The following is a 26,033-nucleotide window of genomic DNA, read 5'->3' on the forward strand; positions in this document are numbered from 1 at the left end:
GCTATAACTTCTTTTAGCAGCTTTAAAGCGACTTGTCTCTCATCTTCTTATTCATATGAATATAGAAGATGATATTGATCACAATACCAAATATCGTTGCAACCGGTGCTGCAAGTCCGATCTTCGTCAGGCTGGCATCCGGCTGGATACTCATATAATAGGCCAGCGGCAGGCGGACAAGCAGGGTCTGGATCAATCCCTGTATCATAACCCACAGCGTCTTGTCATGTCCATTGAAATATCCGATCATGCTAAACAACACCGCTGTTACGATGGTCTCCAATGCGAAGCCCCGCAGATAATCATATCCTTTCTGAACAACGATTCTATCAGTTGTAAAGATTCCTGTCAGAAGATTTCCTTTAAACATTACAAAGATAAATACGATACATCCGATCACAAGGCCAACACCGATTCCGGAATACATTGCTTTCTTCGCCCGCTTCTCATTTCCGGCTCCCACATTCTGCGAAACAAAGGATGCCATCGACTGCATCAGGGAGCTTGGTATCAGCATGGCAAAATTTACAACCTTACAGGCTACACCATAACCCGATGATGCTTCCAGTCCCAGACGATTCACGAACGCACATAATGCTAGAAAGGATCCCTGGGTCAGGCACTCCTGAAGTGCCAGTGGCAGTCCTGTTTTCAGTACTTTTCTGCAATGCTCATTCAATCTGAAATCTGCCTTCGTGATCGTAAATGAAAGCTGCTTCTTTATAAGCAGACAGATTGCAAATACCACGCTCACTGCCTGTGCTGCTACAGTTGCGATCGCAGCTCCTGTCGCATCCATATGACAGCCTGCTACCAGGATCAGATCCCCAATGACATTTACCACACAGGCAACTGCCACAAAGATCAATGGGGATTTACTGTCTCCGAGTCCACGAAATATCGCCGCCAACAGGTTATATGCAACAATAAAGAAAATGCCTGCTCCACAGATACGGACATAACTTGCGGTAAGTCCTACTGCCTTTTCCGGCGCCTGCATCAGTATCGCGATTGGCCGCGAAAAGGCAATCATCACAACAAACAGCACGGCTGAGATCACCGCAAATACGACGGCAGATCCACCGATCAATGCTCCGATCTGTTCCGGCTTCTTCTCACCGATATATCTCGCAATCAATACTGTAATTCCCATAGCAAGCTGTGTAATCACAAATGTAACCAGATTTAAAACCTGACTTCCGGTCGATACCGCAGACAGACCGGAGGTACTGCCAAATCGTCCAACCACCAGAAGGTCAACTGCTCCATATGCCGCCTGTAATACAAGTGCACCAAGCACCGGCATCATAAACGGAATTAACTTCCCAAGTATACTTCCCTGTGTAAAATCTGACTTTGAACTATTCAATGGTAACCCTCCTCTCACTCATGACCTTATAGAATTTACTGATCGTATCGATCATACAGTCCGCTTCATCATCTGAAATGTCATCCATATATCGAACTAAACGACTGTAATAATTCTTATCATATTTATCTGACAGCAATTCACCTTTCTCTGTGATCTGAATATAAGTGATCCTGCCGTCCTCCTCTGAAGCATATTTGCTGAGATACCCTTTGCTTTCCATCTCTTTTACCGTCCTTGTCACGCCCGGTCTTGGCAGCTTCAGATAGTCACTGATATCGGAAATCTTTACATGCTCCTGCTGCTCCTTAATGATATGTATGACATCCATGTACTGAATATATGCTGGTGTAACACCCTCTGGCAGCTCCGGAAGCAATTCCCGGATACGTTTTGCCAGATAACAGGCATCTAACATCCGTTTGATCTTATCTGCATTCATGCTCTGATACTCCCTTCTGATCTTAATTTGTTGAAAAAATCTCTCATAAAAACTGCTCTTTCCCTGCAAATAATGATATAAATTTACTTTCATTTGATAATTACCTTTGTTAATTACCATAGGTAATTATATGGGTGTGTACATAAAATGTCAATACAAAATTCTTGAAAACAAAAAATCTCCCTTTGACTGCGATATATTTTCCACAGTCAACAACTGCGGTCATAATACAGACAATGGGGAGATTTTATTTATATTTTTAAATGAAGTTTTGCTTTTTATCCTACATCGAGATCCAGCCAAGTGCATTTGCAACCGAGCTTGCAAGAATGATCAGGGCAAAGACCGGACATATGTATTTGATCATCACAACAAAGATCTTCTTTCTGCGGAATGCACCCTCGCCATGACGAATCTCTTCTTCTATCTTATTGATTCCCACAACTCTTGAAACCAGTAAGCAGGTCATAAGTGCTGCGATCGGCATCATAACCGAATTCGTCAGGAAATCAAACAGGTCTAAGAACTGCATACCGATAATCTTTACACAGGCGAGCGGTCCATATCCAAGTGATGACAGACTTCCAAGGATCAGCATGATCACACCTACGAAAACAATTGCTTTCTTTCTGCTCCAACCGATCTCATCCTCAAATGTGGATACTGCACTCTCAGTCAGTGCGATTGAGCTGGTTACTGCTGCAAATAAAACCAACAGGAAGAACAGAATACCGACTATTGTTCCAAGTCCCATATTCTGAAATACCTTAGGGATCGTTATAAACATCAATGAAGGACCTGCCTGTAAAGTGTCAGGATTACCGCCTGAAAATGCGAATACCGCAGGAATGATCATAAGTCCTGCCATGATCGCAATCGCCGTATCAAACACCTCAACATTCCTTGTAGCATCCTCGATCGCCGTATCCTTTTTCATATAAGAACCAAATGTGATCAGAATACCCATTGCGATCGACAGGGAATAAAACATCTGCCCCATCGCCGCTACCACAGTCATCCATGAGAAATTATCAAAATTCGGAACAAGAAAATACTTCACGCCCTTTAATGCCCCCGGTCTTGTCACTGAATATACAGCAATAAGGATCGATAATACGATCAGTACCGGCATCATGATCTTTGATACACGTTCAATACCATTCTGAACACCTGCAAAGATGATCCCAAGCGTAAACAGACAGAATACGATGAAACAAAGCTCTGTCGAAATGCCATTCGAGATAAAGTCTGTAAAATATCCATCCTTTGCCAGATTCTTTCCATTTCCTTTGACATATTCCACCAGATATTTGATAACCCAGCCACCGATCACCGAATAATATGGTACGATCAGCACCGGTATGATCGCATTGATCCAACCGCCAAAGGACAACCATTTCTTCTTACCAAATGACCGAAACGCTCCGACCGGACTCTTTCTTGTCATACGACCGATCGCAGACTCAGCAACGATCATCGTATATCCAAATGTGAGTGCCAGCAGAATATAGATCAGAAGAAAGATTCCTCCTCCGTACTTTGCTGCCAGATACGGGAACCGCCATATATTTCCAAGACCGACCGACGCTCCTGCCGCCGACAGCACATATCCTATCTTCCCCGAAAATGAACTTCTGTTGTTATTGTTTTGTATATCCATCGTACTCTAACTTCTGCTCCATGTACCCTGAAGCAAAATATCCCTTCTCTTTTTCTTTTTACAGTGTACAGCTTCGATTCTAACATGAATGATCAATTAAGTCACTACTTTATCATATTTTCAATAAATACAGCATACCCTTCCGTCGGATCATCCACAAGCACATGTGTGACCGCACCGATCAGCTTGCCATTCTGTACGATTGGGCTTCCGCTCATGCCCTGACAGACGCCGCCGGTAAGTGCGATCAGATCCTCGTCCTCTACCTTAAATTCCATATTTTTATTGGCAGTATCGGTATGAACCGCCAGAATGTTGATCTTGTATTTTTTCAGATTCCCATCCAATCTGGAATAAATATATGCCTCTCCGGTCTGAACTTCACCAGGATCTGCGATATACATGGCTTCTGCAGCTTTGTAATGCTTCGCCACATATTCTTCATCGAGATATCCGCCGATTCCGTTATCATAATTACCTTCTACAATTCCGATCAGATCCTTCTTGTAAAGGATCGTTCCCTGAAGCTGCCCCGGCATCGATACAAAAGATCGGTTGATCTTCGTTATATGTGTAGTATAGATACCCCCACCGGTGCTGCTGATCTTAAGCCCGGTATCATTATCCGATACGCTGTGTCCAAGTGCCATAAACTGATTGCCACATAGGAAGGTCACTGTTCCGATACCCGATATGTCATCCTTCACCCACAGTCCTAACATATAAGCATTCTTATTTGTTTTCACAGGTGTAACCTCTGCTACCTGTGACTTTCCGTCCCGCAGAAATGTAAGTCTCACAGTTCCGGTATTATTCCCGGATAAAGCCTGCATCAGTTCCTTTTTTGTTGATATGGCTGTTTCATTTACAGCTGTGATGTAATCTCCTGTCTGAAGCAGGCCGTTACAGGGAGAGCAGATCTCTCCCTGTGCAGTTTCCACCTCGCCACAATCTACGACCATAACGCCATCTGTTTTCAGATAGATCCCGACCGGCTCGCCGGACGGTATTACTTTCTGTCCGGACAGATCATCGAATACAAGCTCCGCATCTTCATACTTGATCTCCTGATCTCCGATATCTCCATTCCAGAAATAAGCGATTGCCAACAGTGTAAATGCGATCAGATCCAAGATCAAAAATCCGATCAGCAGCGAACGGTAACGGTTCGACGTCTTTGTTCCTTCTTCCATCCCAATACTCCTTTCTGTAAATGCTGCATAGACCATAAGAAACATGCCTCCGGTTTCTTATGGTTATCGCGACAGTCGCCAAGGTCTTGTGCAAGCACAGACTTTGGCTCGTTGTCCGCGTAAAAAAAGAGCAGCAATTGTTTTATTGCTACTCTTAGTATTGGTTTTTTTGTTCTGTTTTTAATTAGTGTATTTTTGCTTTGTCTGCCAGTTCTTTCATATCCCTGGCATTTTCAACCGCGGCATTTGTGATCTCTGCACCGCCAAGCAGTCTGGCAATCTCAAGCACAGATTCTTCCCGGTCTAACTTGGAGATCTGCGTGATCGTCTTGCCATTCTTTACCACTTTTTCAATTCTGTAATGGCTGTCCGCCATTGCCGCGATCTGTGGCAGATGCGTAATACTGATCACCTGATGCGCTTTTGATATAACCGCAAGCTTTGCTGCCACACTTGATGCTGCTCTGCCGCTGATACCAACATCAATCTCATCAAATATCAGAGTATCAATGTTATCTTCCGATGCCATGCAGGATTTGATCGCAAGCATGATCCTCGATAGCTCACCGCCGGATGCAACCTCATAAAGCGGACGTTCCTTTTCTCCGACATTTGTCGATACAACAAAGTAACAATCATCGATACCGGAGATGCCCGGATGCGCCAGACGGTCAAAATGCATATCGAACCGGATCTGATTAAAGCTCAGATCCTCCAGCGCCTCTGATACCCGCTTACATAATTCTTTTGCCTGAATCTTTCGTTCTGCACTTAAAGCTTCCGCTGCCTGATCCAGTTCTTTTTTTGCTGATTCTACTTTCTGCTGCAATTCTCCCGCATATTCCTCATACTGCACAAGCTTTGCTTCATCCTGCTTCAACTGCTCCAGATAGGCAAGCACATCGTCTGTCGTTCTGCCGTATTTTCCTTTTAAATTATTAATGGTATTCAACCGGTCTTCAACCTCATGGAATTCAGACTCATCGAATTCCATACTCTGCATATAATCACTGACCGATACATTAAAATCATTTAACAACGAATCAATATTGGTAAGCTCACTGAAGATGCTCTCCATCTCCTCGTCCAGACCTTTTACCGCTTTTAAGCTTGCAAGCGCACGTCCAATCTCATTTCCGGCAGATGCGTTCCGATTATACCCTGTGATCGAATAAACCTCAGAAACTGCTTCCACGATATCCTTGGCATTCACCATCTTACGATACTGTTTTTCCAGTTCTTCATCTTCTCCCGGAACCAGCCTGGCACCTTCAATCTCTCCTGCTTCAAACTGGATATATTCCAGCTTCCGTTTCCGCTCGCCCTCATCCATCTGTCCTTCTTCCAGTTCTTTTCGAAGATCTTCAAATGTTTTATAGCAGTCTTCATATTTCTGTTTTAATGATGCAAGCGGTCTTTTTGCAAATTTATCCAGAATATTCAAATGCTCTGCCTTCTTCAACAGGATCTGCTGCTCATGCTGTGCATGCATATCCACAAGAAGTGCCGAAACATCTTTTAACTTTGCCGCTGTTACTGTCCGGTCATTAATAGTATTCATGGTTCTGCCATTTACTATTCGTCTGGTTATGATGATCTCTCCATCCTCTGATGGTGTAACGTCAAGCTCCTGCAGCTGCTCAAACAATGATTCATCATCAATAAAAAATAATAACTGACAGAAGCCTTCTTTTTCCGGATCTCTCAGCATATCTTTTGGGAGCTTGCCTCCCATACCAATCTTTAAAGCTCCCATGATAATAGACTTACCTGCACCGGTCTCACCGGTTAAGATATTCAGTCCATCTGTAAAATTGATATTTGCATCTTCAATCAATGCGATATTTTTTATGTGTACATTTAAAAGCATATGTCCTCCTGTATATTCCATGCACAAAATAACAGAATTTACATCTTTTCAATCTGCGCCTTGATCGACATCGTCAGGCTCTTATCCTTCACAGCAAGGAAGATCGTATCATCTCCCGCAATACAGCCCATCAGCCCATCAATATCCATATGATCCAGCGCTGCCGCTACAGCCATGGCAACACCAGAGATTGTCTTGATCACGATCAGGTTCTCTGCCGCATCTACAGAAATAATTCCTGTGCTCAGAACCTTCTTATAGGAATCCAGTGTCTCATAACGATTGTTCTTCTCTACGGCATATTTCTGTCTGGCTCCCGGTACGGATACCTTGGTCAGATTCATTTCCCGAATATCTCTGGAAACGGTTGCCTGTGTTGCCTGAAATCCTTCTTCCTTCAGCTTCTCCAGAAGATCATCCTGTGTTTCAATATCATATTTTTCAACAAGCTCCAATATCTTTGCCTGTCTTTGATATTTCATCTCAGTTTCCTCCTAATTTATTTCTAAGTATTTCATAAAAATTTACATTACTTGCCTTGATCAGTCTGGTTATCTTCTCAGACTTGCGGATATCCACCCGGTCACCAACGGATAATTCCACATCATTACCACCATCAAAGGAACAGATTGCCTCTGTATCCTGTGTCTTACGCTTCTTGGTGATCTCTATCGTGATCCTCTCTTTGCTGGATAATACGATACTCTTTGCAGTCAGCGAATGCGGCGATACCGGCGTGATCACTAACAACTCTGCATCCGGGCTGACGATTGGTCCCCCCGCTGACAGATTATAGCCGGTAGAGCCTGTCGGTGTCGATATCACAACACCATCTGCCTCATATGTATCAAGCACCTGTCCATCAACAGACACATTAAGCCCTATCAGTCTGGAAAATCCTGCACGACTGATCACGATATCATTTAAGGCACTCTTGCGATACGTTGTGCCATCTGCTTTTGTCACCGTACCTGTAACCATCATTCGTTCTTCGATCGCAAAATCATCTGTCAGCAGCCGATCCAGTATCTCTTCGATATTAGCAACCTCCCCTTCTGTCAGGAAGCCTACTGTACCCAGATTAATTCCAAATAACGGTATATCGATATCTTCCGTCTCACCTGCCATGCATAACAGTGTTCCATCACCACCGAGAACCAGTACACAGTCAAACTGCTCTTTCTTTAAAGTCTCCCAGTCCGAAGGCTCCAGCCGGAATACATCCCTCACCATACAAACTGCTCCATGTGCTTCCAGATAACTCTGTATTCTGTTTGTAACTGTCGAATCGGTGTCCTTATCGGGATTCACCACGATCATAAAACGATTCATCGGATCTATACTCCTCTTACAGGCTTCTGTGTGACTCTTCCACCATAGCCTTTATATCAAATTCTTTATTTTCCTTTGTCTGATCCTTTGTTATGTACAAAAGATACTCGATATTTCCTTCCGGTCCCTTGATCGGAGAATAGCTTAAGTCAAGTGTCCTGAATCCGATCTGTCTTGCGAAGTCAACGATCATCTCAACCACTTCCACATGCACCTTCTGATCTCTGACAACGCCTTTTTTACCGACCTTTTCTCTGCCAGCTTCAAACTGTGGCTTGATCAGACACACGATCTCTCCGTCGTCCGTCAGAAGCTCTTTTACCGGAGGAAGCACCTTTGTCAAAGAGATAAAGGATACGTCGATCGATGCAAATTCAATCCTGTCTTCGATATCATCCGGTGTCACATAACGGATATTTGTTTTCTCCATACAGACAACCCGCTCATCGTTTCGAAGCTTCCATGCAAGCTGTCCGTGTCCGACATCCACCGAGTACACCTTGACCGCACCATTTTGCAGCATACAGTCTGTAAATCCACCGGTTGAAGATCCGACATCCATTGCCACTTTTCCCGCAAGACTTACTCCGAAGCAGTCCATTGCCTTTTCAAGCTTTAAACCCCCACGGCTCACATATTTTAATGTATTTCCTCTTACTTCTATCCGGGCTTTCTCATCAAATGTCGATCCGGCCTTGTCTTCCTTTATGTTATCCACATAGACAATGCCCGACATAATGATCGCCTTTGCTTTTTCTCTGGACTCTGCAAGCCCACGATTTACCATCATTACATCCAGTCGTTCTTTCATCTCTACTCCATCACATTCTGAATCCGGTCATATATGGATTCAGCATCTATCTTTAACATCTTTCTCAGTTCTTCTACACTTCCGTGACGGACAAAGGTATCTTCGATCGCGATCGGAAGCACCTTCACATCACTCGCCTTTGATTCCAGATATTCCTCAACCAAAGCACCATAACCGCCATGCAGGATACCTTCCTCGATCGTCACGATCAGCTTATGTGTCTCTGCCAGACGGTCGATCATCTCTTTATCTAACGGCTTGATAAACCTTGCATTGACAAAGGTCACCTGTCTGCCTTCCTGTAAGAACCGGTTATATAATTTCTCGGTTTCTTCCACCATATTTCCAACCGCTACTAATGCGATCTCACTTCCCTCACGGAGGATCTCACTCTTTCCGTATTCGACCGGCTCATTATAATCTTTTAAGCCATAATATGCCTGTCCTCTGGCGTATTTGATCGCTACCGGTCCATCATAGGCTACTGCCCATTCCATCGCTCTAGTGAGCTCATAGCGGTTCTTCGGAGCCATAATGACCAGATTCGGAATATGCGATAAAAATGCCGTATCAAAGATTCCCTGATGTGTCTCACCGTCTGCCCCGACCAGCCCTGACCGGTCGATTGCAAATATAACATGCAGATTCTGCATACAGACATCATGCAGGATCTGATCATAAGCCCGCTGTAAGAAGGAAGAATATACCGCTACCACAGGGATCATTCCTTCCGCAGCAAGTCCTGCCGCAAATGTAACCGCATGTTCTTCTGCAATTCCCACATCAAAGGTCCGATCCGGGAATTTCTCTGCAAATTTATTGACTCCGGTTCCCTTGCTCATCGCCGCTGTGATTGCAACGATCCGATTATTTTCTGTTCCAAGTTCTACCAGTTTTCTCGCAAATACACCTGTATAGGATAAACCTTTTTCAACATTTTTAACTTTACCGGTTTCAACATCAAAAGAACTGATCCCATGGAAGTAGCATGGATGCTTCTCCGCATATTTATACCCTTTTCCCTTGATCGTTTTCACATGAACCAGAATCGGTTTATTTAACTTAAATGCACGTTTAAAGGTTTCTTCCATCAATCTTATATTGTGTCCATCGATCGGTCCGATATAGGTAACGCCCAGCTCCTCAAAGAACATTCCCGGAACAAACATCTGCTTCAGGGAGTCCTTTGACCGCTTCAGTCCTTTGGCAAGCTTCTCGCCTGCTACCGGTATATGCATCAATGCTTTCTCGATTCCGTTTTTCAAATCATTATATGGCTGACCGACACGAAGCTTACTCAGATAGCTTGACATTCCTCCTACATTGTGATCGATCGACATCTCATTGTCATTCAGCACGACCAGACATCCGGTCTTGACCTCTGCCATGTTATTTAGCGCTTCATAGACCATACCACCGGTGAAGGAACCATCACCGACAACGGCTGCAATCTTCTCCTTTGTTCCTTTGATCCCTCTTGCGCATGCCATACCAAGTGCCGCCGACATCGCGGTCGAACTGTGTCCTGTATTAAAAGCATCACAATCACTCTCACTGGTCTTGGGAAATCCGCTTAAACCGCCAAACTTCCGTAACGTTGTCATCTGATCTTTTCGTCCGGTCAGGATCTTATGCACATAGGACTGATGTCCTACATCCCATACCAGCTTATCAGCCGGGAAATCCATCGCACGATGAAGTGCGATCGTAAGTTCCACGCACCCAAGGTTTGACGCCAGATGCCCACCCGTCTCGCTGACATTTGCAATCAGAAACTCTCGGATATCCTGTGCCAGCTCCGGCAGATCTTTCTCATCTATTTTCTTTATGTCATTTGGTTCTTGTATTCGATCCAGTATACTCATATCTTTCATCTCTGTTATTTCTTTCTGTTGACCAGTTCCAGAATCAATTCATCCAGAAATTCGTTCTTATACGGAAGCTGATCCAGCCTTGTAACTGCACGCCTGGATATCTCCGCGACATCCTTCTTGGACTCCTCAAGTCCGTGGACCGTGACATAGGTTACTTTACCATTTTCTTCATCTGAGCAGACAGGTTTTCCAAGAACTGCGCTGTCACCCAGAATATCCAGAAGATCATCCTGGATCTGGAATGCCAGTCCGATATCCGATGCGATCATCTCGACCTGCTTCAATTCGTCTTCCGTTGCTCCGGCAAGTACTGCACCGATCATCATCGATGCCTCGATCAACGCACCCGTTTTATTCTCATATACAAAATGAAGCTGATCACCACTCATCTGCTTCCCTGTCATCTCTACATCTACAACCTGGCCACCGATCATTCCGTTTACACCTGCTTTTTTTGCAAGGATCATGAATGCCCTGGCAACAGTCTGATTCCCCGGTTCCAGTTCAAATGCCTTACAGGCTGTCTCAAATGCATAATTTAAAAGCGCATCACCAGCAAGGATAGCCATTGCCTCACCGAATACCACATGAGAAGTCTTTCTGCCTCTGCGGTACTCATCATTATCCAATGCCGGCAGATCATCATGGATCAGGGAATAGGTATGTATCATCTCGATTGCTGCCATGAAAGGCTCTACAACTTTTCCTGTTCCGCCAAATAAACGATAGGTTTCCTGCATTAATAACGGACGGAGTCTCTTTCCTCCTGCCTGAAAGGAATAGTTCATTGCCGTAAAGATAGTTTTCTGAAACCCTTCTTCTGCCGGTGCATATGTGTATATAATATCCTGTACTTCTTTTGTACGAAGTTCTAATTTATTCTTTTCCACTGTTTTCTCCACTTAATACGATCATTTCTTTTTCTACATCACACAAATTATCCTTACATGCCTGAACAAGCTGTACGCCCTCGGCATAGGCTGCCAGACTATCCTTTAACGATGTCGCAGGATTCTCTAAGACAGCCGTAATCGCTTCTATTTTCTTCAGGGATTCCTCGATCGAGAAATCCTCCTTTTCCATCTTCTCTGCCATTTCTAATCTTCCCCTTTTACATCCGTTACTCTTGTCTCGATCAAACCATCATGAACACGGATGGTAATGTGGTCACCTTTTTCTATCTCTTTAATCGTTGTTACCGGTGTTCCGATCTTTTCGATGTATCCAAATCCATTTACAAGCTTCGCCGATGGTGACAGACCATGCAGTCGTTCTGCAAGAAGCATCACCCGGTGTTCGTATCTGTCGTATTTGTTCTTCATAGCACGGTTTAAACGATCTGACAGATCATCCAGATAGATCTGCTGCTGTGCAAGCCTCTGCTTCGGATTCAGGATACGAAGATGCCTTTCTGCAGCCTGCAGCTTCTCCTGATATGCTGCAAGTCTTCGCTTCATCAGATAGTCCATCTGTCTGCCCTGATTTATGACCTGATGGACTGTAGACATCACATCCGGGATTGCCTGCTCACAGGCGGCTGATGGTGTCGGTGCTCGAAGATCCGCCGCATAATCAGCGATCGTATTATCAATCTCATGACCTGTACCGGAAATGATCGGCGTCTTTGCATGATAGATTGCCCATGCAACAACCTCCTCATTAAACGCCCAGAGGTCTTCGATCGAGCCGCCGCCGCGACCGATAATGATCGTATCTACGCCCATGTTATCCAACACTTCGATTCCATGCGCGATATCTTCTGCTGCCCCATCTCCCTGTACCTTTGCCGGATACAGGATAAGCTGGACATATGGATTTCTTCTCTTTGCGATGTTTCTGATATCCTGGATCGCCGCACCTGTCTGTGCTGTCACGATACCTACCCGCTTCGGATATGCCGGTATCGGCTTCTTGATATCAAATTCAAACAGTCCCTGTTCATACAGCTTCTGTTTCAACTGTTCATACCGCTCATAGAGATTTCCAATCCCATCCAGCTTGATCTCTTTTACATATAACTGATATCTGCCATCCCGTTCGTAGATATTCACACTTCCGTGGCAGACTACCTGCTGCCCATTTTCCAGTTTGAAATCAAGACCGGAATATGCATAACTTTTAAACATAACAGCCATGATCGAACCGGTCTCATCCTTCAATGAAAAATAGATATGCCCGGAACTGTGATATTTGCAGTTAGAGACTTCTCCCTTCACATAAATATCACCAAGCAGATAATCACTGCTGATCAGATTCTTGATATATCCATTTACCTGTCCGACGGTATAGCTTTTCTTTGCCATATTCTCACCTAATCTGCAAGCTTTGCAAGAAGTGCATTAATGAAGCTCTTTGCTTCTACATCGCAGTATGTCTTTGCAAGCTCTACTGCTTCATTGATCGCTACCTTTACAGGAATATCTTCATCAAACTTGATCTCATATACAGCCAGTCTTAAGATAGCAAGCTCTGCTTTTCCGATTCTGCCAAGCTTCCATCCCTGGGAAATACCACTGATCGTTTCATCGATCTCTGTAATATGGGCTACGACTGCCTCTACTCGATCTATAACATAGGCTTTTTCTTCCTCTGTCATGGCTACTGCATCCATCTTGTTATCGTCTTCATCATAAAGGCTGGCATGCTCCAGTTCGAGTTCTGCTTCTTCTCTGATCTCTGAAATGTCATTGAATTCCAGACTGAATAAAATTTTAAATACGGTTTCTCTTATCTCTCGTCTTGTCATATGTTCCTCTCTAGTTTGCGTCTGCCATGCGAACGCCGGCTACACGTATATTTACCTTGGTTACATTAAGACCTGTCATAGTCTCGATCGCCTGCTTTACTTTATCCTGAACCTGTGTTGTCACAGTTGGAATGCTGTACTCATATAATACGTCAATTGCCAGATCTACCTTTACTTCGCCCGGCAATAATTCTACTTTCACGCCCTTTGCCGGATTCTTCTTGCCCAGACGGCTTGCGAGTTCATTTGATAGTGAGCCGGCAAGTCTTGATACGCCGTCTACCTCGGTTGCTGCCAGACCTGCAATGATCGCGATTACCTCGCCTGCGATCTGTACATGACCGATGGAATTTTCTTCTTCTATATTTTCATACGTGCTTGTATTTTCTTCACTCATTCTGTATACCTCCAGACTTCCTGTATTTGTACATATTGATTCAATATTATACCGCAATTATAAAAAACATTCAACACCCGGAATTGGCGGGGAAAATTCAGAATTAGCCATTAGTTTTGTGAGGGATATGCAGGTATGTTGTGTCCGCTGGTGCTTGTATCATATAACAACGCGCTTCTCTTCCTATGAAGTGCACATGTCTTATCCGCACATACTCCTGTGCAAACTCGCCTGCGGCTCAAACATGCACCCGTATGTGCTGACAATGTGCACTTCATAATGGAAGCTTCGCTAATGTTGTTATATGATACAAGCACCAGCCAGACAGATCATACCTGCATATCCATTCACTTTGTACAATAGCTAATTCTGAATTTGTTCATATTCTTTGAATATCTTATGACTTTATACTAATTTATAGTTTCCAACATAGTATCTGCATTGTTGGTGATGTTTATTTATATTTTGGCATAATATAATTAAAATGTATATCCGTTGCGATATCTTCATTTCTGACGATAATACATATTTTTACATAATAAAATACATCTTGTAACAGACACCCTTGCTGTTTAGTTGTACAAAACAGGCAGGATGTTATGCACCCTGCCTGAAAAGCTTTATATTAATAATATCAATATTTCACTTTTAAATAAATCATCTGTTCATTTAATCTTCATAGTCACTGTCATAAGTTAAATTGAATATTACATTTGCAACATTTCCACTTTCTTTTGATAACTTATAATAGTAAGTATGACCCGCATACATATATGCAGTAATTGACGCACTGGAACTTGAATCAAACCAGTCATATCTATCATTCGAACTATCCGGATCTGAGTATTCATATACATCTATACTCTTATCCAGTCCGCTTACACTTGGCACATAGAATTCATAATATCCGCTTGTTGTAGGTGTAAATTTAAGAATCGCAGGACTGACCGGAGATACTGTAATGCTCTGATTTGAACCCGTATTGACTGTGCTTATATTACTGGAAATAACAACATTTGCTGTTACCATAGTACTGTTTCCTGCAACTGTTACATATGCTGTAGCCGTATAGTCATATATGGAGTTCTTCGTCTTGCTTGTTAATACATAATTTCCATTTTTCAGGTAAAGTGTATTTCCGAATCCACAGCTCTTACCGGTAGCATCATACCAGGTTTCGAATGAAGAATCTGATACAATTGAATTATTGGAATAAATCATAACCTTGTAAAGCGGAAGCTGGATATCATAACCTGACTGGGTAGCCTGAAGCGACTGGGAGTACAGATACTTCAATGTTCCTTTGTAAGAAGCTTCAATATCATATGTACCCTGCTCTAATGTAATAGAATATGCACCTTCACTATTTGCCGATGTGCCGATATCTGAACTATAACGGCTTGCTTTATTCTGATTTGTAAATGAAATATCTGCATATGGAACTGGATTTCCATTCATATCCTTTACAATACCTGCGATTGTAACGCCCTGCTTTACATGAGCTACAACCTGTGTAGAAGTCTGAAGAGCCGGATTATTTTTATCTGTTACGACAACAGTAAATACATAATCACCGGCCATTGGAAGGGTTCCATGTAATTCTCCGTCACTGTCAATCACACAATTATAGTTTGTGCCGGTTAACGCATAAGAATAACTGCCGCTTCCACCTGCAGCGGTTACATACTGACTGAAATAAACGCCCTGTGCAGAGCCATACACCAGGTAAGACGGTGTTGCGGCTGCATAAAGACTGCTGTCATTATATACAAGCCATGTAACGGTCTCTGTCATACGATTACCTAATTCATCATCTGTTACGATCGTAACATTATAAACACCTGCCTGAACCGGTGAACCATAGAACTGAACATAAGAATAACTGTTTGAATAGACAACCTTATATCCTACACCGGCCGGTAAACCGGAAACTGTTGCAGTTGCAAATCCATAACCATCCAGATCATATCTGTATCCACCTGAACTGGAATCCATCTTGGTACCTACAGCCACCTTGTAGATACTTTCATCTGTATACTGGAATGCGCCCTTTGTATAATAAACTTCCTTCTCCGTACCATACTTTGGAATTGCAACCTTTACATAATGATCCTCGTACAGACCTGTCTCATCATTCAGTGTTAAAATGTAATTTACACCATCTGAAGATGATATGCTGTCGATCACACACTGTTTTCTGTATACACCTGTTGCATACTCCTTTGTATATAATACGAAATCATTTACATTAAGTGATTTTGCAGGAGAAATAGATACCTGAACAGAATGATCGTTCAAAGCAGTAAGTCCTGTAATAACTGCAGGTACTTCCTGTTTCTTCTTTACTGTTACTTTACAGACTTTTTTCTTACCGGAACCATCCTTTGCAAGTGCTGTGATCTTTACTGTACCTGCTTTGATTCCCTTTACTACACCGTTTGCTGATACAGTAGCAATTTTCTTGTTTGATGTCTTCCATACAACTGACTTGCTGCTGGCTTTTTTAGGAGCAACTGTTGCCTTCAGCTTTAAGGTCTTGCCTACTGTCAGGCTTGCCTTTGTCTTACTTAACTTGATGCTTGTTACCGGCGTTCCTACCGTCACCTTGATCTTAACTGTTTTTTTCTTGTTTGCCTTAGAAATAACAGTTATCACTGCTTTTCCGTTTTTCTTAGCTGTGATCTTACCCTTTGCATTTACAGTTGCAACTTTCTTGTTACTGGTCTTATAGGTAACTGCTTTTGATACCTTTTTACCAGAAACGCTTACTTTCGTTTTCAGAGTAAATGACTTACCCTTTTTGAGTGTCAGCTGTTTTGCCGGCAGGTTTGTAACTGCTACAGATTTTACTTTACCGGTCGCCGCACTTACTTCCGCATCCGGAATTGTAAGCATGGAAACAGCTACCGCTACTGCAATTACAACTGCCAGAATACGTTTTAATACTGACATTTTTACTTGTTTTCTCATAAAAAATAGCCTCCCTTTATTGAATTCTTCTCCCAATTTCATCCGCTGAGAATGCAATATCACTCATATCATATGATAAACGTGATCATCAATTCTTCTATGTATGAATATGTACCCTCATTTACTGCTCCTTTTGTATACGAATAAAACTCGAAGAGCATATTCATTATATATCACATTGTTAATTCGTGCAAGAAATTTGCATACATCATGTGTATGTTGTATGTTGAGAATTCAGAATCAGCCGTTAGTTTTGTGAGGGATATGCAGCTATGGGCTGCCGGCTGGTGTTTGTATCCTATAACAACGCGTTTCTCTTCCTGTGAAGTGCACATGTCTTATTCGCACATACTCCTGTGCAAACTCGCCTGCGGCTCAAACATGCACCCATATGTGCTGACAATGTGCATTTCATAACGGAAGCTTCGCTAATGTTGTTATAGGATACAAACACCAGCCAGACAGATCATACCTGCATATCCATTCACTTTTGTACAATAGCTAATTCTGAATATTAAGCTTATATTTTTATATAATAAAAACGAATACCCATTATAATGTGGCATGAGCATTAAGTCATTATAACAGGTACCCGTCTTATAATTGTAATCTTTTACGATTATTATTCTTTTTTTATTTCGCCACTACATGCGCGGTCACTGTTGCAGACCGTGTAGTATCCGTAACTGATATCTGAAGAGTTGCCTGATAAGTCACACCATCTTTCTCTGCGGTACCGGTTAATGTATAATTGCCAACCGCCAGATAGAGGTATCTGCCTTTGCCCTGTACAACTCCATTTTCATCCTTCCACTCTCCCATTTCGCTAAGATCTGCAAAATCCGTATTATCCGACACGATGGTCTGTTGATATACAGGAAGAGCAAACGTAACTTCATTCGTAGCTGCACTTACAAAATAATCACTTGCATAGGCTCCTGTTCCGCCTCTTTCATCCTCAATCGAGATATCATAGACTCCTTCCGGTACATAGCTGTATATTGCCATTCCATCGCTAATCTCCCCGACCTCTCGTGCATAGCTGATCTCACTGTATGAATTATCCTTCCACTGGGATTTAAGTCTGCACAAATAAGTATCTATACCGGTATATTTGATCTTATTTCCATCCAGATCGGTAGCTGTAACACTGAGCAGGACTCCCGGCTTTATAACAAAGGTCACTGTGCAGTATGTGAAAACACTGGCATCCCTGCTGTCAGAGATCTTTATCTTCATGGTATATTCACCAGCCTGATCTGTATCAATCGAACAATACTGTACTCCGGTTGTTGACATCACCAAATCCAGACAATCTGCTTTTGACACAACTTCATATTTGTAACTGCCATTACCACCAATAGGACTTATCTGTGCTCCATACTTTACTGTATAAGTTCCATTTGGTTTGTTTGGAGCTGGAAAACTCAGACATCCATATTTTGTAATATCCTGTGCTATGACTGCCCTTTCATCATATACTTTCCATACCTTGATATAATGAATCTTATTTCCAAATTCATCTACGACATCAACCTTTGTCTCCCAGATTCCTGTCTCTTTTAAGGTACCATAAAACTGCAGATAACCGGATTGATCTGCGTCATCTACCACCTTATACGAAAGACCGGTTGGAAGATTGCTTACTGTATATACTGCATAGCCCTGTACATTCGGATCATAAACTCCTGAAGTATCTAAGGAATTTTCACCTACCACTGTTCCTTTCTTACGTCGTACTTCTGATCTTGTTGTTATCTCTGTCGGCGTTGTCCGATATGTCAGTTCCTTTGTACTGTTTAATGCCGGAACAGATACCTGAACAATATCTCCATTATAAAAAATATCCTGTTTGTCCAGATAAAGCTTATATGTAATGTTATCTGTTGTTTCCAGATGATCGATCACACATTTTCTTACAAAGCTTCCATATCCATATACCTTGCTGGATACCGCGAAATCCGATGTCTGTAATATTTTTGCTTTATTTAATGTTACCTGAAGTACTGCTTTATTCACAATACTCACGTTCCGGATCACAACCGGTTCTTCCGGAACAATCGGAGCCACCGCCGCTTTCTTTACAGTAATCTTACAGGTTGCTTTCTTACCGGAACCATCCTTTGCTGTTGCTGTGATCGTAACCGTTCCCGCTTTCTTTGCCTTTACGACACCTTTGCTCGTAACTGTTGCTACCTTGGTATTCGAACTTTTCCAAATGATTCCCTTATTACTTGGTTTCTTTGGTGAAAGGGTTGTCTTTAAGGTCAGTGATTTACCGACATTTAAGTCTGCCTTTGTCTTATTTAACTTCACCTTTGTAACCGATGTTCCGACTGTCACCTTGATCTTACAGGTCTTTTTCTTATCTGCCTTAGAGTAAACGGTGATCGTAGCGGTTCCCTTCTTCTTTGCCGTGATCTTACCCTTTGCATTTACAGTTGCAACTTTCTTGTTACTCGATTTATATGCGACCTTTTTGGAAATCTTTCCTGTCGCTGTTACCTTTGTCTTTAAGGTAAAGGATTTTCCTTTTTTTAAGGTTAACTGCTTTGCCGGCAGATTCGTAACCGCTATGGTTTTGATCTTACCACCGGCTGCATAGCTCTCTGTCTGTGGAACAGTCAGAATGGATACTGCAACCGCGATCGCTATCACCCATGCCAGAAATCTTCTCACAGACAAATTATATCGTCTTTCTTTCATCTATACTCTCCTTCTGTTGATTCCCTTATCTGTTCTCATCCGAATCTTATTCCTTGACATATGCATATGCGGTCGTATTACTTCCGTCCACCGTCACATCCAGATAAAAATTATAAATTTCACCACTTATACTCTTTCGACAGGTTAAATGATGAGTACCGTTTTCCAGATAAACGGTTTTGGTCGATCCATAATAACTTCCATCTGAAACATCCTGCCAATTGCCAAAACTGGTTATATTTTTCACTGCATCCGGTGCATCCGGATCCAGCTCTATATTAACCTTATATACGGGAAGTGTGACATCAAATGACCAGACCGGATACACATCATCTGTTCCATATGCCGCTTTCTGAGTCTTCAGATTATAAACAGTAGTACTTACTGTTCCACTATAACTGGATACCGTAACATCATAAGTACCGGCTTCCAGATCCTGCATTAAAATGGCTCCATCCTTACTGACACCATTCCATCTGCCACTTACCACGTCCGAATATTCCGCATATTCATTTTGGTTCTTCATAGTAAATTGAAAACTGGTCAGTGGATCGCCATTTGCATCTTTTACTTTTCCCTGTAAATAACCGCCTTCTATAATTTTTAGTGTAAGAGTTCCTGTGCTTGTCATAGAAGTGTCTGTCTTATCTGTCGCACGGATACGAAGCTTGTAGGTTCCGACTGACAGTTTTGGGGATGATACCTGTATCCCGGCTCCACCATTGATAAGTGAAGAAACTGCTAATGCAGCACTGTCACTTTCTTCTCGTAAAATCTCATATGTATAATCGCTCGTATCAGTACCGTTTCCGCCATATACCTTAAGCTGTGGAAGCGTAGTTCCCCATGCAGTTGTCAGAACTTTTTCTGCATCCTTTACAAGCAATTCCGTTCCATCATAAACCAGCCAGATGATAGTCATACTGAATTTGTTACCAAGTTCATCTTCATAGACTAATTTACTTGTATATTTCCCTTGCTTTGTCACGTTACCGCTAAATTTAAGTGTACATGTGGCAGCAGCTGTCTTGATCTGATATTTAACCCCTGCCGGCAGTCCGCTGACAGAGCAATTGGAATAGCCCTTTCCAAGTGCCTGACTCTTATCAACAGAATCTCCAAGTTTGTATACATATGTTTCTGATTTTTCTATCGTATAAGTTTCATCCCGATAGATACATTCTCTTGACAGATTTAATTTTGGAACTACTACTTTTATATATGAGTTTTTCTGTAACACCGAATCTCCTGTAAGCTTAATCTTATAAGTAAGCGAATCCGTTGTTGTTATCTGTCCGATCGTATACTGTTTCAGATAGTCTGCACTTTCATATTTCTTTGCCCATACCTGAAAGTCCGAAGCCGTGAGTGCTGCCTGCTTTGTTAATGTAACGGTTAACATATCCGGCTGTGCTATATTCAGGCTCTTAACGATCAGTGGTTCTTCCGGTGTTGGCATCGGTATGATCGAAGCTGCTTTCTTCACTGTAATCTTACAGGTGGCTTTCTTACCGGAGCCGTCCTTTGCTGTTGCTGTGATCTTAACCGTTCCGGCTTTCTTTGCCTTTACAACACCTTTGCTCGTAACCGTTGCAACCTTGGTATTTGAACTTTTCCAAATGATTCCCTTATTGCTTGGTTTCTTCGGTGAAAGGGTTGTCTTTAATGTCAATGATTTACCAACATTTAAATTCGCCTTTGTCTTATTCAGTTTCACCTTTGTAACAGGCGTTCCGACTGTTACCTTGATCTTACACGTCTTTTTCTTATCTGCTTTAGAGTAAATGGTAATCGTAGCGGTTCCTTTTTTCTTCGCCGTGATCTTACCCTTTGCATTAACAGTAGCAACTTTCTTGTTACTGGTCTTATAGGTAACTGCTTTTGATACCTTTTTACCAGAAACGCTTACTTTCGTTTTCAGAGTAAATGACTTACCCTTTTTGAGTGTAAGCTGTTTTGCCGGCAGGTTTGTGACTGCCACCGTTTTTACTTTGCCACCGGCTGCATACGATTCCTGTACCGGTACTGTCAGGATCGAGACAGCTACCGCAAATGCCAGAACCAAGGCAAAAAACCTTTTTATCATTGTTGTTCTTCCGTTTTTCATTCATACCTCCCTGTAAAAAAACTTGTTTTTTATGTAATTCTACGTCTTTTTCTGCTATATAGACATATAGCTTAATTATATCTGACGCCCTACATAAAAACAAGGTAACACATTCTATTTATACAAAATATCCAGTTGTTTTTGTGCAGTTTTTCCATTGTGCCTGTTGGTGGATAATACAAATCAAATCCCCTCTATAAATGATTTGTTGCGGTTCCGATTCGCTGCACATGCCCTATTCGTAAATACTCCTGTGCCAACTCGCCTACGGCTCAAACAGGCACCCGTATTTACTGGCAATGTGCACCTCATATCGAAATCCTCACAAGGATCATTCTATAGAGGGAATTTGTATTTGAATTATTTCTCCAACAGGCACTATAATCTTTTATATCTTCAGACAGGCACTATAACAAGAACCGGATACCCCTTGTAACATGACATCTGCGAGCATTTCGACAGGAGAAGTAAATTGCCAGTAAATACGGGTGCCTGTTTGAGCCGAAGGCGAGTTGCACAGGAGTATTTACGAATAGGGCATTTACTTCGAATCGAAAGCACAGCAAGTCATTTACAATGGGGTATCCGGTTCTTATTATAGTGTCGTCAGATGCGCTTTGATGCGAAAGCGCAGCAAGTCATTTATATAGGGCATCATATTTATGTCATAAACCCAGCAGGTGTATTCCTACTTATCTTCGGCAACTGTTATTACAAGCTGGGATACGTCATAGCCAGTTTTTCTGGTTACAATGTCTTCTACCTGTGCCCGTTCGGTATCGGACAGGTTTGCAACAGGAAGTGTAACATCGACGGTATCATCATTTACGGTTACGATGCAGTCAGTGTAGCCTTTGGCTGTCAAGACGGTTTCTGCATCTGTTTCTTTCTCGATCGTATCGGTAAGTTTTACATAACTGTTTACTGCTTCATCTTTTGCTGCACTGTCCATCGTTTCATCGTTGATGATCGCAAGCAAAGCTTCTTTGCTTCTTGCGCGGCTCTGCTCCCGGTTCAGTTTTGCAGTCGCAAGATTACTTTTCATGGTCTGAGCACTTGTAAGAACAGCTTCTCCGATATCCTCCTCATCACTGTTCAATTCTACATTTTCTTCAAGAGCTGCCTTTTCCAGATATGTAGTATCGGTATTCTCCGATGCAGCTTCTCCCACTTCTGTATTGTCAGAAATGCCCATCGTTTCTTGGTCTGCCTGATCTGTAAGTTCATCTTCCGTAGCATCCGCTTTATCGCTGTCATAGCTGATAACTTCGGCATCCGCATTTGTCTCCTTTGCCTTTTGGCGCAACAGGTCGTCTCTTTTCCCTGCATTGAAATTCAGATAACCTGCAACTCCGATCATAACCGACAGGGCAAGTATCACCAGACGGTTTTTCTTAAAGATCTTTTTCTTCATCCATATCCTCCATGCTTTATTCTTGTTCTAATACAACTATCTTATGCGCCGGAACATCAAATAATGCCTGAATCGCTTCGGTTATTTTTATCGCAATCGTCGGATCGGAAGCCCCCGTACAACTGACCAGAACTCCCTCAATCTCCGGTTCCAGTGTTTTGCTCACATAGGGATATTCGCCGCTGTCTGCATTTGTCATAACAGAAGTCTCACTCCTGCTCTTCTGACTGCTGCCATCTGACTCACTATCGGACTTCGTCACATCCTTCTCTATGATCTTCTCGCCTCCATCTTTTAATGTGATCATGACACTTACCGTTCCGACGCCTTTCACCTGAGACAGTATTTCTCGCAGCTTCTCCTCCTGAAATGCTATATAATCTTCATAACTGCTGTTTGCCGATGATACTTCTCCTGAAATTCCCTGCCCATTGTCTGAGGCATACTCTCCGTTCTGTTGCTTTCCGGTCACTCCACCGGACGTTTTGTCCTGTTTCGTTCCGGTTAAAGCATCAAGTCCTGAAAATCCGTTTTTCTTATCAGACGGCCAGAGAATGACCAGCAGACAAATACCTGCAAGCAAAATTCCCATGCACTTTCGAAGTGCCGCATTTTTATCTTTTTTCAGTTCCTGCAGCTTTTGTTTGATGTTATTCCATATTCCTTCCATGCTCTCTCACTCCATTATATGTAACATGTCCGCTTTTAGTACATGTTATTTTGTCTGATATCCATTTATAAATACTTTGATCCTGTCCTCACTGATCTTATACTCTTTTGCGATCTCCTGACGGAGATTTGCTACATCCACGGTTGTATCTGCTGCACTGTCTGATGTTGTAGAGACAACATCAACCTCAACCGCTGTGATCGTGTAATTCTCATCAAAGGTGATCGCCACCTTACTGTCCAATTGAAATAGATCCCGTAAATGATCTTCGATCATAGTCTCCATGACATCTGTATAATATGTGACATCTCCATTTCCCGGTGCCCCTGCAACGGATTCATAATAATAGTCAAAGCTCAAAATATCATTTAACCCTCCCGCACTTAATACAGGCGTCAGAACTATGATCGCCAGTACAAAACCAACCGCCGTCTGCATGTATTTCCTGTATTTCTCATCCGGAAGCAAGAAAAATACCAGAGAAGAAAACAATATAAAAAGCACGATATTTTTTATCCAGGCTAACAACATCCACACTCCTTTCCACCAATTTCTGAAAAACGGTTATGCATGTACCCGGATGGACAACCAACTTTTCACCTCGCAAGCAACGTCATGAGTGTGAGGGAGATGATAAATAAAAAGGAAGCACACCAGATGCCACGCAGCATCAGTCCGATGGTCTGTGCCATAATGTTAATGCCGTCGGAAAACCGTTTATCTCCCAAGGGCTGCACAAATGCAGATACGATACGGAGAGTCAGATAGATCACTGCGATCTTGGTAACCGGCAGAAGCACCGCCAGCAATACGACGACTGCACCCGCAATCCCGATCGCATTTTTTAAAACCATCCCCGAACCGAGCAGGATATCCGAAACATTCTTAACTGTATTTCCACCCGGCAGCATACCGAAAGCTTTTAAGACGGCATTTCTCTCCAGCTTATCCACTGATGGAACCATCACTCCCTTTATCACATTCATTCCGGTTACGACTGCAAACATGGTTTTCAGGATCCATCCTGCAATATTCCTTAATAACGTAACCGTCCTTGAAAAATGATCCTCGGCATTTAACTTATTCACAAGTCCGACCACGCCACTGCATTTGGTAAGCGGAAATACGATCTGAACGATCACCTTCTCGCACAGAAAAATGATCAGCACCGTAATCTGATAGGTAAATTCCGCCGTGCCTGCACCATTTGTATAGGAGACAGCCAACGTATAAGCAGGTATAAAGGTGATCATCAGATCCGTAAGATCCGAGACTGCCGACACCGCTATATCGGAAACGATCGCAAACATTCCGAGCAGGATGGATACCACCATCAGATAGGTGACGAAGAAGCCGTTTCCACCTACCATCTTCCCAAACTTTCCGGACAGATTCGTGAATACCGAACCAAGAATGACAACGGCAAGAAGCTGAAGGAGCAGGCGGTTATTGCTTTTTATCTCCCCTGTAAGTGTCTGCTGTATTGTTTCCAGACTGTAGTCAAGAAGCCCCTGAAGGTCTCCGTTTCGGATATAGGATACGACCTCCCGAAAAGAGAGTCCTGCCTGTTCTTCTGTCAACATGTCCATTTCGTCAAAAGCGTTTTCATCAAGTCCCAGATCCGTCTCATCAACATCCGATATATCTGTATCCACATCTGCCATTTTCATATCCGATCTTCGATATCCAGCAAACTCTCCCGGTTCGGTATTTATAAGTTCTGGGACAAACCCGGGTGGTCTTCCATTACCCGATTCCTGCATAGCAAACGTTTTCTGCTTCTTCCCGGCAAATAACACCACTGCGATTAAGATCAGTCCTGCCACAATGCCTGCTATAATCATTTTCGCTTTTTGTCCTCTCATAGTTCTACCCCATCAGACGAACAACCATATCGATCACATGGAACAGGATTGGCAGACTCATCACCACCATTGTCACCCGTCCGGCAAGCTCAATATGCGAAGCGATCGCTCCATAGCCTGCATCCTTACAGATATTTGTCGCAAATTCACAGATATAGGAAATGCCAAGCATCTTAAGCAGGATTGATATATACTCCATATTGATATTGATGTACCCGGTGATGCGGTCGATGGAATCCAGTACATTTCCAAGTCTTCCTATGATAAAGCTGACAATAAATAAACACGCTCCAATACTTAAGAGCGTGCTGTATTCTGCATTCATTTTCTTTAGTTTTATCGCTACTAAAACGACCAGAACCGATGCCATACATACCGTAACAAGACTCATGCCTTTTCTCCCCTATCCACCGATATTTACAAGCTTCATAATGTCATTAAAGAATTCTACGATATATGGAATGATCCACGAAAGTACAAGAATAAGTCCTGCCAGATTCAGCAGGAATGCCAGCTCGTCCTTCCCCGAATGCTTTAATATCTGATTCAACAGTGCTACAAGGATTCCTACCGCACCTATCTTCAATAATAACTGTATCGTCATAAG

Annotated in this window: 23 protein-coding genes; all 23 read right to left on the reverse strand. The window is 42.6% G+C overall.

All coding sequences use genetic code 11. The features are described from left to right. Positions 1–22: 22 nt before the first annotated feature. On the reverse strand, positions 23–1,369 hold the full coding sequence (locus tag DWW43_RS07390) for an MATE family efflux transporter (protein WP_119963174.1): 1,347 nt from the start codon (positions 1,367–1,369) through the stop codon (positions 23–25). After that, on the reverse strand, positions 1,362–1,811 hold the full coding sequence (locus DWW43_RS07395; RefSeq protein WP_021944748.1) for a MarR family transcriptional regulator: 450 nt from the start codon (positions 1,809–1,811) through the stop codon (positions 1,362–1,364). The genes DWW43_RS07390 and DWW43_RS07395 overlap by 8 nt, the downstream gene beginning before the upstream one ends. Positions 1,812–2,094: 283 nt before the next feature. Then, a complete protein-coding gene (locus tag DWW43_RS07400; RefSeq protein ID WP_119963175.1) occupies positions 2,095–3,471 on the reverse strand; it encodes a sodium-dependent transporter in 1,377 nt (458 codons plus the stop codon). Between the two features lie 104 nt (positions 3,472–3,575). Continuing rightward, on the reverse strand, positions 3,576–4,664 hold the full coding sequence (locus tag DWW43_RS07405) for a SpoIVB peptidase S55 domain-containing protein (RefSeq protein ID WP_165853037.1): 1,089 nt from the start codon (positions 4,662–4,664) through the stop codon (positions 3,576–3,578). 184 nt (positions 4,665–4,848) lie between these two features. After that, a complete protein-coding gene (gene recN / locus DWW43_RS07410) occupies positions 4,849–6,534 on the reverse strand; it encodes a DNA repair protein RecN (RefSeq protein ID WP_243104427.1) in 1,686 nt (561 codons plus the stop codon). 38 nt (positions 6,535–6,572) lie between these two features. Continuing rightward, on the reverse strand, positions 6,573–7,016 hold the full coding sequence (argR, locus tag DWW43_RS07415; RefSeq protein WP_008401485.1) for an arginine repressor: 444 nt from the start codon (positions 7,014–7,016) through the stop codon (positions 6,573–6,575). Position 7,017: 1 nt separating this feature from the next. Next, positions 7,018–7,866 carry an NAD(+)/NADH kinase gene (locus DWW43_RS07420; RefSeq protein ID WP_243104428.1) on the reverse strand — a complete coding sequence of 283 codons (849 nt, stop codon included), beginning with the start codon at positions 7,864–7,866 and terminating at the stop codon, positions 7,018–7,020. A 16-nt stretch (positions 7,867–7,882) separates the two neighbouring features. Then, the gene (locus DWW43_RS07425) at positions 7,883–8,677 is read right to left on the reverse strand and encodes a TlyA family RNA methyltransferase (RefSeq protein WP_119963178.1); all 795 of its coding nucleotides are present in this window, start codon (positions 8,675–8,677) and stop codon (positions 7,883–7,885) included. Between the two features lie 2 nt (positions 8,678–8,679). Beyond that, complete coding sequence (gene dxs, locus DWW43_RS07430; protein ID WP_119963179.1) at positions 8,680–10,551, reverse strand: 1-deoxy-D-xylulose-5-phosphate synthase; 1,872 nt, start codon at positions 10,549–10,551, stop codon at positions 8,680–8,682. Positions 10,552–10,556: 5 nt separating this feature from the next. Next, the gene (locus DWW43_RS07435) at positions 10,557–11,441 is read right to left on the reverse strand and encodes a polyprenyl synthetase family protein (protein ID WP_243104429.1); all 885 of its coding nucleotides are present in this window, start codon (positions 11,439–11,441) and stop codon (positions 10,557–10,559) included. Next, entirely contained in the window at positions 11,428–11,646 is a 219-nt protein-coding gene (gene xseB, locus DWW43_RS07440) for an exodeoxyribonuclease VII small subunit (RefSeq protein WP_117823484.1), read from the reverse strand. The genes DWW43_RS07435 and xseB overlap by 14 nt, the downstream gene beginning before the upstream one ends. A gap of 2 nt (positions 11,647–11,648) precedes the next feature. Continuing rightward, positions 11,649–12,854 (reverse strand): exodeoxyribonuclease VII large subunit, encoded by a 1,206-nt coding sequence (xseA, locus tag DWW43_RS07445; protein WP_119963180.1) that lies wholly within the window; start codon positions 12,852–12,854, stop codon positions 11,649–11,651. A gap of 8 nt (positions 12,855–12,862) precedes the next feature. Beyond that, positions 12,863–13,297 (reverse strand): transcription antitermination factor NusB, encoded by a 435-nt coding sequence (gene nusB / locus DWW43_RS07450; protein WP_021944759.1) that lies wholly within the window; start codon positions 13,295–13,297, stop codon positions 12,863–12,865. Between the two features lie 10 nt (positions 13,298–13,307). Beyond that, on the reverse strand, positions 13,308–13,694 hold the full coding sequence (locus DWW43_RS07455; protein ID WP_008401476.1) for an Asp23/Gls24 family envelope stress response protein: 387 nt from the start codon (positions 13,692–13,694) through the stop codon (positions 13,308–13,310). A 669-nt stretch (positions 13,695–14,363) separates the two neighbouring features. Next, complete coding sequence (locus tag DWW43_RS07460) at positions 14,364–16,664, reverse strand: Ig-like domain-containing protein (protein ID WP_165853038.1); 2,301 nt, start codon at positions 16,662–16,664, stop codon at positions 14,364–14,366. Between the two features lie 633 nt (positions 16,665–17,297). Continuing rightward, positions 17,298–19,370 carry an Ig-like domain-containing protein gene (locus DWW43_RS07465; protein ID WP_119963182.1) on the reverse strand — a complete coding sequence of 691 codons (2,073 nt, stop codon included), beginning with the start codon at positions 19,368–19,370 and terminating at the stop codon, positions 17,298–17,300. Positions 19,371–19,416: 46 nt separating this feature from the next. Next, positions 19,417–21,477, reverse strand: coding sequence for an Ig-like domain-containing protein (locus DWW43_RS07470; protein WP_119963183.1), 2,061 nt, complete (start codon positions 21,475–21,477; stop codon positions 19,417–19,419). 688 nt (positions 21,478–22,165) lie between these two features. Continuing rightward, complete coding sequence (locus tag DWW43_RS07475; protein WP_119963184.1) at positions 22,166–22,891, reverse strand: SpoIIIAH-like family protein; 726 nt, start codon at positions 22,889–22,891, stop codon at positions 22,166–22,168. Between the two features lie 16 nt (positions 22,892–22,907). After that, on the reverse strand, positions 22,908–23,561 hold the full coding sequence (locus DWW43_RS07480; protein ID WP_119963185.1) for a hypothetical protein: 654 nt from the start codon (positions 23,559–23,561) through the stop codon (positions 22,908–22,910). Positions 23,562–23,606: 45 nt separating this feature from the next. Further along, positions 23,607–24,092: a stage III sporulation protein AF gene (locus tag DWW43_RS07485; protein WP_119963186.1), complete on the reverse strand. Its 486-nt coding sequence runs from the start codon at positions 24,090–24,092 to the stop codon at positions 23,607–23,609. 65 nt (positions 24,093–24,157) lie between these two features. Beyond that, the gene (locus DWW43_RS07490; protein ID WP_119963187.1) at positions 24,158–25,426 is read right to left on the reverse strand and encodes a stage III sporulation protein AE; all 1,269 of its coding nucleotides are present in this window, start codon (positions 25,424–25,426) and stop codon (positions 24,158–24,160) included. A gap of 4 nt (positions 25,427–25,430) precedes the next feature. Continuing rightward, positions 25,431–25,817, reverse strand: a complete 387-nt coding sequence (locus tag DWW43_RS07495; RefSeq protein ID WP_021944766.1) for a SpoIIIAC/SpoIIIAD family protein — start codon at positions 25,815–25,817, stop codon at positions 25,431–25,433. A gap of 12 nt (positions 25,818–25,829) precedes the next feature. Then, on the reverse strand, positions 25,830–26,030 hold the full coding sequence (spoIIIAC, locus tag DWW43_RS07500) for a stage III sporulation protein AC (RefSeq protein WP_008401466.1): 201 nt from the start codon (positions 26,028–26,030) through the stop codon (positions 25,830–25,832). Between the last annotated feature and the right edge of the window lie 3 nt (positions 26,031–26,033).

It is taken from the genome of Clostridium sp. AF15-41 (assembly GCF_003604095.1).
GTDB lineage: Bacteria > Bacillota > Clostridia > Lachnospirales > Lachnospiraceae > Coprococcus.

Bases quoted from the DNA above. Each gene is read 5' to 3' on its own strand.
- DWW43_RS07395 (WP_021944748.1), bottom strand. From the start codon at position 1,811: ATGAATGCAGATAAGATCAAACGGATGTTAGATGCCTGTTATCTGGCA.
- DWW43_RS07400 (WP_119963175.1), bottom strand. From the start codon at position 3,471: ATGGATATACAAAACAATAACAACAGAAGTTCATTTTCGGGGAAGATA.
- DWW43_RS07405 (WP_165853037.1), bottom strand. From the start codon at position 4,664: ATGGAAGAAGGAACAAAGACGTCGAACCGTTACCGTTCGCTGCTGATC.
- recN (WP_243104427.1), bottom strand. From the start codon at position 6,534: ATGCTTTTAAATGTACACATAAAAAATATCGCATTGATTGAAGATGCA.
- argR (WP_008401485.1), bottom strand. From the start codon at position 7,016: ATGAAATATCAAAGACAGGCAAAGATATTGGAGCTTGTTGAAAAATAT.
- DWW43_RS07420 (WP_243104428.1), bottom strand. From the start codon at position 7,866: ATGAATCGTTTTATGATCGTGGTGAATCCCGATAAGGACACCGATTCG.
- DWW43_RS07425 (WP_119963178.1), bottom strand. From the start codon at position 8,677: ATGAAAGAACGACTGGATGTAATGATGGTAAATCGTGGGCTTGCAGAG.
- dxs (WP_119963179.1), bottom strand. From the start codon at position 10,551: ATGAAAGATATGAGTATACTGGATCGAATACAAGAACCAAATGACATA.
- xseB (WP_117823484.1), bottom strand. From the start codon at position 11,646: ATGGCAGAGAAGATGGAAAAGGAGGATTTCTCGATCGAGGAATCCCTG.
- xseA (WP_119963180.1), bottom strand. From the start codon at position 12,854: ATGGCAAAGAAAAGCTATACCGTCGGACAGGTAAATGGATATATCAAG.
- nusB (WP_021944759.1), bottom strand. From the start codon at position 13,297: ATGACAAGACGAGAGATAAGAGAAACCGTATTTAAAATTTTATTCAGT.
- DWW43_RS07455 (WP_008401476.1), bottom strand. From the start codon at position 13,694: ATGAGTGAAGAAAATACAAGCACGTATGAAAATATAGAAGAAGAAAAT.
- DWW43_RS07460 (WP_165853038.1), bottom strand. From the start codon at position 16,664: ATGAGAAAACAAGTAAAAATGTCAGTATTAAAACGTATTCTGGCAGTT.
- DWW43_RS07465 (WP_119963182.1), bottom strand. From the start codon at position 19,370: ATGAAAGAAAGACGATATAATTTGTCTGTGAGAAGATTTCTGGCATGG.
- DWW43_RS07470 (WP_119963183.1), bottom strand. From the start codon at position 21,477: ATGAAAAACGGAAGAACAACAATGATAAAAAGGTTTTTTGCCTTGGTT.
- DWW43_RS07475 (WP_119963184.1), bottom strand. From the start codon at position 22,891: ATGAAGAAAAAGATCTTTAAGAAAAACCGTCTGGTGATACTTGCCCTG.
- DWW43_RS07480 (WP_119963185.1), bottom strand. From the start codon at position 23,561: ATGGAAGGAATATGGAATAACATCAAACAAAAGCTGCAGGAACTGAAA.
- DWW43_RS07485 (WP_119963186.1), bottom strand. From the start codon at position 24,092: ATGTTGTTAGCCTGGATAAAAAATATCGTGCTTTTTATATTGTTTTCT.
- DWW43_RS07490 (WP_119963187.1), bottom strand. From the start codon at position 25,426: ATGAGAGGACAAAAAGCGAAAATGATTATAGCAGGCATTGTGGCAGGA.
- DWW43_RS07495 (WP_021944766.1), bottom strand. From the start codon at position 25,817: ATGAGTCTTGTTACGGTATGTATGGCATCGGTTCTGGTCGTTTTAGTA.
- spoIIIAC (WP_008401466.1), bottom strand. From the start codon at position 26,030: ATGACGATACAGTTATTATTGAAGATAGGTGCGGTAGGAATCCTTGTA.